Raw genomic sequence first — 12,601 nt, 5'->3', positions numbered from 1 at the left:
GGAGCACTCCGATGCCGTACCCACACACTGGCCCCACGGGCCTGGGACAGATCGCCCAGCAGGCAACCCAGGTCCTCTACCAGCACCGCCTGGTCTCAACCAGACAGCTACACCAGCTCATCACCCCGCACCACACCCGAGCCGAATACCTGCGCCGCCAGCTCCACACCCTGCGGGAGACCGGCCTGGCCGAGACGGTCGGCCGTCGCGTCTCGGGCCAGACCGAGCTGCTGTGGTGGCTGACCGAGAAGGGCGCCAACGCCGTCGAATCGGTCGGGCTGCTGCCGCAGCGTCCATACCGGATGAGCCCGGAGGCGGCTCTCGGCCCGCTGCAGGAACACACCCTCGCCACCGTGGAGACGGGCCTGGCGTTCGTCGACTGGGCCCGCCGCCTGGGCCACGAATGCGGCCCCCTCGACTGGTCACCCGAGACCGCGCACTACTACCGCGACGACTCCCGTCCCGGCGAGGACCTCAACCTCGTCCCCGACGCCGTCCTCAACTACGTCCACACCGACACCGCAGCCCGCCAACGGACCCTGCTCACGTTCTTCATCGAGGTCGACCGCACCCAGATGACCATCGCGCGCCTCGCGCAGAAGCTCCACGCCTACGCCGCCTACTACGCCTACACGCCGCAGCAACCCGTCGGCCGCGGCGCCAAAGCGGGCCGGCGGACCACAACCACGCCTGCCTGGCGCTACCGCTACCCCGCCTTCCCACGCCTGCTGCTGGTTCTCACCGGCGCCTCCGATTCACGCCTAGCCCGGCGCATCGCCGACCTGCGCAGCCTCGCCGCCAGCGACCCCGCGCTCACCAACACCGGGCTGCGCGCTGGCGTCACCACCCTCGGCCTGCTGCAGCACCGCGGCCCCTTCGAACCGATCTTCACCCCGATCCTCGGCCCCGCCGAAAACGCCGACGCCTGGCTACGCCCCGTCAGCCTCGCAGCCTGAGCGCACCGGAAGGACCTCACGTGCTCCTCACCAAGATCCGCCGCACGAAGACCGAAGCCGCCTCGACCGAGCCCCTGGCACCCCACGAGTACCGGCTGTGCGACGAAGCCCAGGCCATCACCCGGCCGTTCTCCCCGCTCATCGGCGAAATGCTTGCCCTGTACTGCCACACCCGGCCCATTGGTGCCCTCTCCCAGAGCGAGACCTGCCCGGAGGAGTACCGCGTGACCGCCCGGCAGATCATCCAGCACATACTCGAAGGCTGGATCAACCAGACCGGCGGCCAGGGAACGATCGAAGACCTGCTGCTTGAACCTCGTCACCGCAGCTGAGAGGCGTGCGTTCGTCGGCCGATGTCCGTGGCTCAGTCGCTTGAGTCGCTTGAGTCGCTTGAGTCGCTTCGGTAGCTGGGGAGAGCCAGCTGCCTCTCGGTGGGTCAGCGACTGAACGTAAGCGACCGAGCAACGCTTCAGTCGCTGAAGAAAACCGCAGGTCAGAGCCCTGTCACTCATGAGGCAGCGACTCAAGCGACTGAAGGTCGGGTATATCAGCTCCTCCTGTGTGCGCGTGTGTGCCTGATAAATAGGGAACTTCAGTCGCTTCAGTCGCTGTCAACGGTTGGGGAATGCCTCTGACCTGTGGTTTCGTGGAGCGACTGAAGGCAGCGACTCAATTGCGCCGAGTGGCTCGGCTCCGCTTCAGTCGCTCCTTCAGGCCCCTCGCCACGCCCGGGGGACAGGTAATCCCCCCGAACGGCCCTTTTCGCTAGGCTGTCTCCGTTCTTGAGTCGCTTCAGTCGCTGATGGGGGAAGAAGATGCCTGCTGACCTGCGGGTTTCCATCAGCGACTCAACAACCGAGCCGCGCCCTACCTCAGTCGCTGGGTCGCTCGCCCTCGCCAGGTGGTGCGCCAGCCACGGATGGCCCGTCCACCCGCTCGCCCCGGGCAAGAAGACGCCCGCGGCCAATTGCCCGGAATGCCGGCCGCGCCACCACGACCGCCGAACCTGCTCCTGCCGGGCGGCAGGCCGCTGGTGCCACGGCTTCCACGCGGCAACGCTCGACATGAACCGGATCCTGCAGTGGTGGGGACAGCGCCCTCAGATGGGTGTTGCGGTCGCGTGCGGACCGGCGAACCTCGTGGTCATCGACATCGACGCCCACCCCGCACCTCCGCCGCCCCGGGACAGGCTCCTCCCAGGCATCGCCATCGCTGACGACATCGACGTCTCTGCGATGACCACCGGCTTCCACACCCTTGCCGTCCTGGCAGCCCTCCGCAACCAGGAGAACCCGGCCACCGACACCAACACCCTGCGCGTGCGCACTCCCTCGGGAGGCCTTCACGTCTGGTACCGCGCCACCGACGCCCGCCGCTGGCAGTGCTCCACCGGCTCCGGTACCGGCCGAGCCCTCGCCTGGCAGGTCGACGTGCGCGCCGACGGCGGCTACATCATCGCTCCCGGTACCACCACGACGGCCGGCACCTACACCCCCGTCGGGCCCGAACGCATCCCAGCACCGCTCCCGCAGTGGCTCGCCCAGGAGCTGGAGCGCACCAACCATCTCCCGCCCGCCCACATTCCGGCGCCTCGACCCGTCCCGGCCCGAGCCCGGCAAGCCGTCGTCGCAGCTGGCGGCGGTGCCGTCCAGGCAACCAAGGCCCTGTCGACGGTCCTTGCCGAGGTGACCGCCTGCGGAGCCCTGGCAGAAGGCGCAGGATTCTCCGAGAAGCTCAACCGCGCCGCCTACACGGCAGGAGGCCTGGCAGCCGCCGGTCACCTCTCCCACGACGAAGCCGAGCGCATCCTGCACGAAACCGCAGACCTAGCCCGCCCCGGGCAGGAGCGCCGCTCCGCACAGATCATCCGCAGCGGCATGGCCGCCGGATCCCGAAACCCCCTCCGTACCGGGAGCCGCCCGTGACCAGCCCCATCGGCGGCAGCGAGGACGTCCTCTTCGACTTCGATCCGCAGGTAATCGCCGAACAGATCATCGCGAAGAACACGGCTCCCGTTCCCGCTCAAGGCGCAACGAAGCCGGCCCCGGTCGACGGGCCCGCCACCGCCCACGGCCTGCTTCCCGACAGCCTCACCGACCGAGGCAACGCCAAGCTCTTCGCGCAGATCTACGCCTCCGACTTCCGCTACGTCCCTGGCCTGAGCTGGTACCGCTGGGACACCACCCGCTGGCAGATGGACGAGGACGACACCGTCCTGTGGGCCGCTGGTGAGATCGGAGAGGAAATCGCCTCCAGCGACCCCCGCGGAGTCCACACCACGGAGGCCCTGAGGAAGCACCGGAAGCGCGCACTGAGCACCTCTGGCATCAACGCGATGCTCGCCCAGGCCAGGACTGCCCCCGGCATGGTCCTCAACGCCGCCCTCCTGGACGCCGACCCCTACGTCCTGTGCACTCCAGCAGGCGTGGTCGACCTGCGCACAGGCCTGCTGCGCACCCCTGACCCGAACAGAGACTTCAACTCCCGATCCACCTTCACGGGCCCTACCCCGATGCCCACCCCGAGGTTCATCCAGTTCCTGACGGACACCTTCGGAGACGGCCCCGAAGGCGCCGAGATGATCGGATACCTCCAGTTGCTCCTGGGCTACTCGATCACCGGAGACGTCGGCGCCCAGGTGATGCCATTCCTCTTCGGGGCGGGCAAAAACGGCAAATCGGTCCTCCTCGACCTCTTCATGAAACTGATGGGCGACTACGCCGACGCCGCCCCGCCCGGCTTCCTGATGGCCCGCCCCTACGAAGGCCACCCCACCGACCTCGCCGAGCTCCACGGCCGACGCATCATCGTCTGCTCCGAGGTCAAGCCCGGCGACAAGTTCGACGAAGCCCGCGTCAAGCACCTCACCGGAGGCGACCGGATCAAGGCCCGCCGCATGAGGCAGGACTTCTTCAGCTTCGAGCCCACCCACAAGCTCTGGCTCCTCGGCAACCACCGCCCCGAAGTCGGGACCGGCGGCTTCGCCTTCTGGCGCCGCATGCGCCTCATCCCCTTCGAGCGCACCGTCCCCGACGACCGGAAGATCGACAACCTCGCCGACATCCTGGTCGCCGAAGAAGGCCCCGGCATCCTGAACTGGCTCATCGAAGGGGCCCGGCGCTACCTCGCTGGCGACAAGGACCTCACCGGCCCCGACAAGGTCCGCATCGCCACCACGGCGTACGCCGAGACCGAAGACCACACCGGACGCTTCTACGATGAGGCCTGCGTCCTCAGCCCGGAGGCCCGCACCGAGCAGAAAACGCTCTACGACGCCTACAGGACCTGGTGCTCGAGCGAAGGCTCCCCGCCGGCGACCAGCCGCGCTTTCGCACAGCGAACCCGCGAGCTCGTCGGCCTGTCATCCCCGAAAGAGATGAAAGTGTCGAATTCGAGGAAGTATTACCCTGGCATCGGATTGCTCGCCGACGAGGAGATGGCATGAGTGCCCTGATCAGCGACGACGAGATCAAGCACGAAATCGAACTGGTCTGGCTCGAGGACATCGAACAGCTCGACTACGTCCGCCAGACCCTTGACCGCCTGCCCACCCGCGGCGGCAGGCCGCCGTACTTCCGCCCAGGCCGCATGATCGGCTACGCCATCCTTGGGCCCACCGCGAAGGCGTCACGAGCCTCCGGGACCTTCCGTCGACGCGTCTTCTGGCTCCAGCCAAACGACCGCGACACAGTCCCCGGCGGGCTGTACCGCGAGGCCGGCCCGTCTGAAGGCATCGACCCCCGGACGCTCGCTCCCCGAACCAAGGGCAGAAAGACCGAACGCTCCGAAGGCGGCCCGCCGTCGACCGCGATGCAGGAGCTCGGAATAACGCTCCCGCTGTAGCCGCAGGGCCCGGCTGCTGCCGGGGGCCTACTCGGTTGCGGGTGCAGATGGTCCTCAGTGAAGGAGAGCGCACGAGCGTTGGTGGGGTACTCGACGCTATGTCCGACCTAGAGTCGCTTGGGTCGCTGAAGGCCTGCCGTGATCGACAGCCCCAAACGGGATCCAATCGACCGGAGCTGTCTCCCACAAGACCGGGCTCTGCTCAAACCCCGGGCGCCCCTGGCGTTGGCTTGGTGTGATCGCGTACGACCCGGACGCGCCCCGGGCCAGGTACGGCCCCTGGGGTCGTTGGAAGCGAAACCTCACCGCTCCAGCTCGTGAAAGCCGTTGGGCCGAAAAGGTGATCTAGCGCCTATTCAGTACCAAGCGTGGGTTCTCATGCCTTATGTGATCACGTGTGACAAGTGGAAGGCACTGGGACGGCAGCCCAGTCGATGAGACAGAAGCATGCCGGTGGGAACGCAGGCACATCTGGATCCACAAGAACAGCGCGTCGAAGACCCTTCGCCGGGATGCGATCAGCCGGTGCCGATACTGCAACCACCCCATCGACTGGTTCCAGCGGCAGGACAACGACGAGTGGCTCCCCATGCTTGTACAGGAGTTTCCGTCGCACCTCGTGTACGAGCACCTTCGATGGTCGATCTTCAACGGGATCGCCCACTACGGCGACGACGGCACGGGGCATTGCCGGATCGCCCATCCGGCGATCTGCCCCGCCGTCGAGCATGACGACGACCTGACAGCCTTCCAGGGACTCAGGCTCCGCTATGCGGTTCAGACCAAGGCCTGGATCGACAAGGGCGAGTTCGTTCCTGCCCAGCGAGAGCGAGAGGTCACAGAGACCGAGGTCAGCGAGCAGTTCATCCGCATCGAGAGCCCTGTCCGGCACATCATCGACTACCCGCCTGCCCGTTTCCTGGCGCCGACGGCGATCGACAAGGTGCAGTGCATCGTGAGGGCCACCACAACGAATCAGCGATGCAACAACACCGTCTTCGACCCGGAGCGCCCGGAAGGCCACTGGGAACAGGTCGACATCCCGATGCCGAGCGGCCGCGCCGGAGCAGCGACGCTCTGGGCAGGTCAGAAGATGTGGGTCTACAGCCTGACCGCCCTCTACACGGATGCATGGCGACGGTGGCGCTACCAGCGCTGTACCGCCCACGAATCCACTACCGCCCCCGACGCGACGATGGATGAATGGCTGCGCTTCGAAACCCTCCGGCACAGCGAGTTCATCGTGTACGACAGGCCCGAAGACCTCTACAAGCGAAAGATCGAGAGCGGCGCGTCGCTGTTCAGGCCGAGTCCCGGCAGGTACAAGTGCGCGAACTGCACGAACCGCAGCTACGAGCCGCAGAGTAAGGACTGGCTGTGCTGGCAGTGCGCGCCGGTAGCGGCCCGCCGGGAGAGGGTCCATGCGAAGTGGAGGAGCGATCCTCCGCCACCCGTGTTCTGACCGACTGTCCGCAAGCGCTATCCGGCAGGGCGCGAGCGGACCGACGGACACCGCGGAACTGAAGGAGATCCGTACGGCCTGCCCTCACCTCGACGCCGCCGCACGGCACGTCCACGACTTCGCCGAGATGCTCCACGGCCTCCAGGGAGACCAGCTCCCGGACTGGATGGACCGTGTCCTTGTCGACGACCTCCCTGCCGTGCACTCCCTGAATCCAGGGAGCCATTCTTCTGCGGCGCGTCACAGAGAGTCCCCGCGGCTGCTCCGCACGTTGGACAGGGATACGTCAGAGCGTATGCGTGCAGGGGAGCGAACGGTGCGGCGGCAGGTTCTTCAACGGCATCGGACATGCCCGTGTCTCCTTCGGAGGGTGTCAGGTGGATGGAGGACCGAGTCGGTCCCACGGGGATGGGGCAGTGGGGGGCCCACTGACCGGCGGCCCGGGCGGCGGCGAGGATCCGAACTGCCCGTCAGGGTGGGTCTCGATCCACTCCAGCCCGCCGAGGTCAAGCTGCTTCCTCGCCCGAGTGACGGCCACGTAGGCGAGCCGGGCATCTTCAAGGAGAATGGGGGCGGGGATGCTGTTTCCTTCGAGATCCCGCTCGCGCGAGACCGGCTCGCGGAAGTCGGCCGCGATGCGGACCCGCGGCCACTCCCGACCCTTGGCCCTGTGGGCCGTCGAGACAGTGACTTCAGCGTCGTCCTCGAGGTGCAGCTCCCTCATCGCGGAGAGGACCATCTCGACGCCGTGGTCCTCGATGATGTCCACAAGGGGCAGTAGGTCCGCCCCGTCCGGGTCCTCCTTCGCGTACTCGACGAGCTCGTCCCAGTTCTTGAAGAGGACCAGGTCGGGATGGGACGGACGCCTGTCTTCCTTCAGCGCGCCGGCGGCGTTCGCGAGTTCGGTGAGTGCCTTCTTCCCGCCGACCAGCGCCACCTTCTTGCCCTCGTCGAGCAGTGTGAAGATTTCCGAGATCGCGCCGGCGTTGGTGCGGCACAGCAGCGCGTCCACTTCGTCCAGAGGCCCGATGCGGGTGTCGATGGTGGGTGTGCCGCGCAACCGCAACGGTGACTCGACGATCGCCAGCCATCGGTTTGCCTCGTCGGCGAGGCGCTGTCCGAACCGGAAGGACTGCGACAGGGTCAGCTGCTGGCCGTCGAAGCCGGTCATCACATCGCGGGCACCTCGCCACCCGTAGATGGCCTGGGCCGAGTCTCCCACCATGATCAGTTGCGCGTGGGAGCGCTGGGCGTTGAAGACCTTCTCCATCACCGGATTGGTGTCCTGCGCTTCGTCCAGGAGCAGGAAGTCTTTGCGGATCCGGGGCTCGGTCAGGGCCCAGATCTTGAGTGCGTGGTTCAGGTCAAACCGGACGAGGTCGCCTTTTGGGTCTTGTACGTCCCGCCAGGCCCGACGGGCGTACGGAAGGACGAACTGCGCCAAGTCGCCCCGGTACATGTCGTCCAGGCCGCGGAGCCGGGGGACGTGCACGGGTAGGATCTCGTCGTCGTCCGAGTGGCAGAAGCGGGCCAGTGTCTGCAAAGCGACGTAGGAAAGGGTCCTGTTCGTGAGGAGCCTCGCCCCGAGGCGCACCTGTGTTCTCTGGCTGATCCCCAGGCGCTCGCCGACTTTCCAGCCCGGCTCACGCGGCTGATTGAGCCGGTGACCGTACCGGTACCGAAGGGCGGTCATAGCCAGGCTGTGCCCGGTCCGGCATTCCACGTGACCTGGAAACCTGCGGGCCGCCTCGTCGACCACCGGCCGGTTGAACGCGAGGAACATGCCTCGCCTGCTCGCCACGGCTCGCGCCAGCATCGCGAGCGTCGTCGTCTTGCCCGTCCCGGCGCCAGCCTGGATTACGAAGTGTTCCCCGCTGGTCATCGCCTCGATCGCCTGCTGCTGCTCGGCCGTGGGATCCGGCTCGGAGCGCGACGAGCGGTACTGCTGCGGAGGAACAGCTACGGGCGGGGGCGGGGTGAACGCCGGGACGCCGCTCCCGTTGCGTGCCAGCATGTCAATGTACTGCTGCGCGAGTTCGATTCCCCGGTCCAGCAGCTCGTCGGAGGCCCCTGACCGGGTGGAAACCCCGAGCTTCCTGTTCAGGCTGTGATTGATTTCGGCGTAATCGCGGCCGGTCTGCCGGGCGATGCCGAGGATCAGTCCATTGAGGATCTTGTTGCGCGGAACCAGGCCGCCTCGACGCTTGGGCTTCGGCTTCGCATCGGCTGTGAACAGCGCCATCTGGTCGTCCGCCGACTCGTCCGGTGAGCCGGACGTCGTCCGCGACTTACCGCCCATCGAGGGCCTTTCTGGAAACACCGAATCGCACGTCAGGTAGCCGCGCAGTAACGCAGGGTTCTACCACGTCCCGCAGCTCCCGTGGCCGGCGCCCGCAAGGATCCGGCCGCGTCCGGAGGAACGGTTCCGCCGTGCGGGGCGCTTGCCTCGACGGGGAAGAGGGACCGGTACACCCCCTGGCTCTCATCCGGGGGTGGCCGAAAAGGCAACCCACGCCTTCGCGAGGAACCGGACGGCGTCTTCACGTGTGTTCGCTGCCACCCGGATGGGAGTTGATCTCTCTGCCGCTCCTGCATCCCTCGCGCGACGCGCGGCGTCACGCACCCGCGCGGCGAAGCTGACGATGCCAGCACCGAGTTCGCTTTGCGCCATGAGCGCATCGTTTCGGACCGCGGCCAGCCCGCACTGCCGCGTTCACTGAAACGGTCTACCTCGGAGCGTGCCATCACGCCGACGGAGGAAGGCCACACCCGTGGATGAAGGGTTCACCGGACAGGGAGCGCCTACACAGGGGCTTGCACGTCCTTGACCAGGAGTGACTCAGCTCCGGCAATGTCGTTGAGACGATCATGAACAAGATCCTTTCAGCGTTCGCAACCGCCGCGCTCCTTAGCACCGGCACGGCCGGTGCCGCTCACGCGGCCGTCGCTCCCGAGCCTGAGGTCGCGAGCATCCTGCTGACCATCAGCGCGGCCGACGGCTCGTGGACCGAAGCCGTCCGGCTGTCATGCCCCGGTGAGCCGGGCGTCGACCACCCCGAGCGCGAGAGGGCATGCGCCGACCTGGCGGAGGCTGATGGGGATCTCGATGCCCTGCATGCCCTTCCGCAGCCGGCTCACGCCCGCACGTGCGTTTCGAGCAACGACGCCGTGATCGCGACCGCGCGTGGCACGTACAAGGGCCACGCCGTCAACTGGGAGCGGTCCTACGAGAACACCTGCCAGCTGGAGGCCGACACCGCGAGCCTCTTCACCTTCTGATTACTGAGCCCCTCTGAGATACCGCTCAGCAGGGTGGGAGACGCAGACGAGAAGGCCGGTGGAAACAGGCGGGTCGCGGAGCTTGCCGAACGCGCGCGCAAGCATGCGGCTGCCCCAGATGATCAGGCGACGGCAGTTCGGCTCGGACCCGGTGGATGAACTCGGAGACTTGCTGGTCCTTTCTCCACGGCTCGTATCTCGGCGACACCACATCAACGTCTTCGCCGCTTCGGGCGCTGTGAGGTTGCTGAGCAGGACGGCGGTCACGCCGATGGTGATGGGCGTGACCGGACTGCTCCCCGGGGCAGCCGCTCGTGCGACTCCGATCAGCCCAGCTGGCTGGGCCGCAGGAGCATCGGGTCGTAGACGGGAGACTCCGGGGCGTGCTTGATCTGCTTGTCGACGACCTCGTACCCCCAGCGCGGGTAGGCGCTGCGCGCGGGCTCGTTGTCGAAGATGCACGTGAGCGTCGTCCAAGATTCGGCGCGGCCCTTCACCATCTCGTCGTGGACCGCACGGCCGATGCCTTGGTTGGTGTACTCGGGGAGAACCATCAGCTCCCGGAGCCAGAAGACCTCGCCGGCCTCTGCGGCCTCCTTGGCATCCGTGGGTAGCACCTCCTCGAGGGCAGCCCACCATGCGCGGTCTGGGGTGAGCGTCACACCGTGGACGTACCCGACGAGGGTCCCGTCGGCGAGGCGGGCGGTGACGACCTCGAAGCCCTTCATGTCGAAGGCGGCGTTGAGCCGGTCCGAGAATGTCTCGACGGAGAAGAACGGGTCCCCGATGTACGGCGGGACGTTGTAGACCCTGGCGTAGACGGCGGTGAGCTCGGGTGTGATCTCCCACGCTGCGTCCGGGGTGATCCGGGCGAACGTCAGGTCCGGGGTGGTGCGGGCGGGCATACGGGGGTCTCCTCGGTCAGGCGATGTGGTGGGTAAGCAGGTCGAAGGTCTCGCAGACCCGCGGGGCGGTCTTGTGCGGTCCGAGGCTGTCGCGGACGACCGAGAGCTGGCGACGGGTCCGGGTGGAGGACTGGCCGCCCTCGATGAGTTTCAGGGACTCCAGCGCGGCGTCGGCCGTGCGGTCGAAGTCCTGGTCGTGGACGGCGGCGTGGGCGAGCTGGGCGAGGCACATGCCGCGGTTGCGGGAGTGCTCGATGTCCTGGAGCGCGGAGGAGCGGTCCAGGAGCCGTACGGCGCGCTTGTGCTGTCCGAGGTCGGCGCGGCACATCCCTTCGAGGCAGACGAGCTCGGCCTCGTTGAGGAACGTAGTCCACTCGGGGTCGCGGTCGGTGCGCCCCTGGTCGAAGGCTCGCCACGCCCGCTTGATGGTGATGGAGGCGTTGACCTCGTCGCCAAGGCGCGCGTAGCCCTGGGCGGCCCGGATCGCCAGCAGCGCGGTCACCCGCGGCGGCGCCCCCCACTTCGCAGCGTACTGCTCGGCCGTGCGGGCGAAGCGCACCGCCTCACGCGGCTTCTCCAAGTCGACGGACTGCCGGGCCATGTTCGACAGAGTCCGAGTGGCCAAGGCGTAGTCCCCGGAGATCATGGCCGTGTTCAGCGCCTCGGAGAAGTAGACCCGGGCCTCGGCCTGCTGATCGGCGTCGTAGCAGAACCAGCCGAGGCTCGTCGTGAGCTGGCCGGCGATTGTGTGGAGCTCCTGGCCGGCTTTCTCTTCGTAGGTGCCGTGGTCTATCACGTGGTGGACCCAGCTCAGGTGCATCTTTGCGCTGCGCCACAGCCGGTCGCCGCCGAACCTCTGGTCGATGGCGTCAAGGTCTGAGGCTGTGGCCTGGAGCGAGCTGATTTCCTCGTCACCGATCCGCAACTCACCCGGGCTGGTACGTCCAGGTGCGGAACTGCTGAGCCAGGGCAGGCCGATGACGGCGGCGCCGGCGGTGAGGGCATTGCGGCGTTTCACAGGCGGGATCATGACGGCGGTATCCGAGGGGATGTCAACTAGGCCGGCTCCTACCAGATGGAAGCCGAGATGCTCCGGCCCCCTGCCGAACGCCGCTCGAATCGCGGTCGCCTGATCCGGGCGAGGCCATCCGGGATTCGCAGATTCCCACCGCCGGTAAGTGCGGACGCTCACCTCGTAGCTTCGGTCCCGTAACGCCTCCCTGCCAGCGTTACTGACGGCCGTGGCCGCATCCTCCTGAGAGAACCAGCCCATCGCCACGCGAGCGGCAAACAGCTCTCTGTTGGCCGGAGTTCTCATCCGACTGCCCCCTCACATCGGCTTCCGTCTCACCGTAGGCGGTAACGGTCACGAGGTCCCCGGAGTGGCGTGAATCACGGATAGCCCAGGTGTTTGCGGCCGCTGAATGGCCGCTGAATGGCCGCTCCATGACCTCGTACGGCCACTTCCACGGAGAGAGATTGATTTCACCGCGGCCGGCCTCTGATGCCCCCAGCAGGGCCCGGCCGCTGGGCCATCCCCCGACCTACACGCCCGGAGATCTGCCATGACCAGCAAGCCGGTGAACGCCACCCGCCCGATCCTGGGGCAGGTCGAGAGCGAAGACTTCGGCCAGCCGTCCGCCGATCTGCTGCAGCGGGCCGACCGCGGCTTGGCGACCTTCGTCGCCCGCACGGGCCAGCTGCCCGGCGAGGAGGTTGGACCGGCCCGAGGCCGAGGAGACCGGGCGGTGAGCACTGTGCAGAAGGCACCGACGGCGTACGACATGACCCGCGACAGCGACCTCGCCGTGACCCTGGCCACCTACGGCATTCCCACCGGCCCCGTCGCCGACCAGCTTCGCGAGCGACTGCGCGGCTACATCGTCGACCACCTGGCCGAGCCGGCCGGGAAGTACGCGGACTCACTGGCGGACAGTCGGGCGAAGGACATCGCCAAGAGCACCGTCGAGCACGCGCTGCGCGTCGCCGGCGACCGGGGCGGCAACCCGGAGGCGAACCTCCGGCTGCTCGGCAAGTCTGTCGGGCTCCTCCTGCGGTACGCCAGCGACCTCGAGAGGCGCCAGGCGCATTGAGCGATCTGTTGCAAGCGCCCCCACCGATCCTTCTGTGCCCCGAGGGAGGCGGCGCGGAGCAGA

11 protein-coding genes are annotated in these 12,601 nt (G+C 67.5%); 8 read left to right on the top strand and 3 right to left on the bottom strand.

All coding sequences use genetic code 11. The features are described from left to right. The first annotated feature begins 11 nt into the window (after positions 1-11). The 6 genes from J7E93_RS07600 to J7E93_RS07575 all read left to right on the top strand — a co-directional run bounded on the left by J7E93_RS07600 (position 12) and on the right by J7E93_RS07575 (position 6,261). Entirely contained in the window at positions 12-956 is a 945-nt protein-coding gene (locus J7E93_RS07600) for a replication-relaxation family protein (protein ID WP_215066693.1), read from the top strand. 20 nt (positions 957-976) lie between these two features. Continuing rightward, a complete protein-coding gene (locus J7E93_RS07595; protein ID WP_215066691.1) occupies positions 977-1,288 on the top strand; it encodes a hypothetical protein in 312 nt (103 codons plus the stop codon). 483 nt (positions 1,289-1,771) lie between these two features. Next, positions 1,772-2,881 (top strand): bifunctional DNA primase/polymerase, encoded by a 1,110-nt coding sequence (locus tag J7E93_RS07590; protein ID WP_215066689.1) that lies wholly within the window; start codon positions 1,772-1,774, stop codon positions 2,879-2,881. Then, a complete protein-coding gene (locus J7E93_RS07585) occupies positions 2,878-4,401 on the top strand; it encodes a phage/plasmid primase, P4 family (RefSeq protein ID WP_215066687.1) in 1,524 nt (507 codons plus the stop codon). The genes J7E93_RS07590 and J7E93_RS07585 overlap by 4 nt, the downstream gene beginning before the upstream one ends. Next, the gene (locus J7E93_RS07580) at positions 4,398-4,799 is read left to right on the top strand and encodes a DUF6009 family protein (protein WP_215066685.1); all 402 of its coding nucleotides are present in this window, start codon (positions 4,398-4,400) and stop codon (positions 4,797-4,799) included. Before J7E93_RS07585 ends, J7E93_RS07580 begins: the two co-directional genes overlap by 4 nt. A 397-nt stretch (positions 4,800-5,196) precedes the next feature. After that, on the top strand, positions 5,197-6,261 hold the full coding sequence (locus tag J7E93_RS07575) for a DUF6083 domain-containing protein (protein WP_308368012.1): 1,065 nt from the start codon (positions 5,197-5,199) through the stop codon (positions 6,259-6,261). 373 nt (positions 6,262-6,634) lie between these two features. On the opposite strand, the gene J7E93_RS07570 is transcribed toward J7E93_RS07575, so the two are convergent. Continuing rightward, positions 6,635-8,503, bottom strand: a complete 1,869-nt coding sequence (locus J7E93_RS07570) for a UvrD-helicase domain-containing protein (RefSeq protein ID WP_251066190.1) — start codon at positions 8,501-8,503, stop codon at positions 6,635-6,637. Positions 8,504-9,129: 626 nt separating this feature from the next. Here J7E93_RS07570 and J7E93_RS07565 point away from each other — a divergent pair. Beyond that, positions 9,130-9,540 carry an SSI family serine proteinase inhibitor gene (locus tag J7E93_RS07565; protein WP_215066681.1) on the top strand — a complete coding sequence of 137 codons (411 nt, stop codon included), beginning with the start codon at positions 9,130-9,132 and terminating at the stop codon, positions 9,538-9,540. A gap of 326 nt (positions 9,541-9,866) precedes the next feature. Here the strand turns inward: J7E93_RS07565 and J7E93_RS07560 are convergent, their stop codons facing one another. After that, a complete protein-coding gene (locus tag J7E93_RS07560; RefSeq protein WP_215066679.1) occupies positions 9,867-10,445 on the bottom strand; it encodes a GNAT family N-acetyltransferase in 579 nt (192 codons plus the stop codon). 16 nt (positions 10,446-10,461) lie between these two features. Further along, the gene (locus J7E93_RS07555; RefSeq protein WP_215066677.1) at positions 10,462-11,463 is read right to left on the bottom strand and encodes a hypothetical protein; all 1,002 of its coding nucleotides are present in this window, start codon (positions 11,461-11,463) and stop codon (positions 10,462-10,464) included. A 547-nt stretch (positions 11,464-12,010) separates the two neighbouring features. On the opposite strand from J7E93_RS07555, the gene J7E93_RS07550 reads away from it, so the two are divergent. After that, positions 12,011-12,538 (top strand): hypothetical protein, encoded by a 528-nt coding sequence (locus tag J7E93_RS07550; RefSeq protein ID WP_215066675.1) that lies wholly within the window; start codon positions 12,011-12,013, stop codon positions 12,536-12,538. The last annotated feature ends 63 nt before the right edge of the window (positions 12,539-12,601 follow it).

The organism is Streptomyces sp. ISL-36 (assembly GCF_018614205.1).
Lineage (GTDB): Bacteria > Actinomycetota > Actinomycetes > Streptomycetales > Streptomycetaceae > Streptomyces.
The sequence above is the reverse complement of the archived record's forward strand: the minus strand, read 5'-3'. Positions and strand labels throughout refer to the sequence as shown.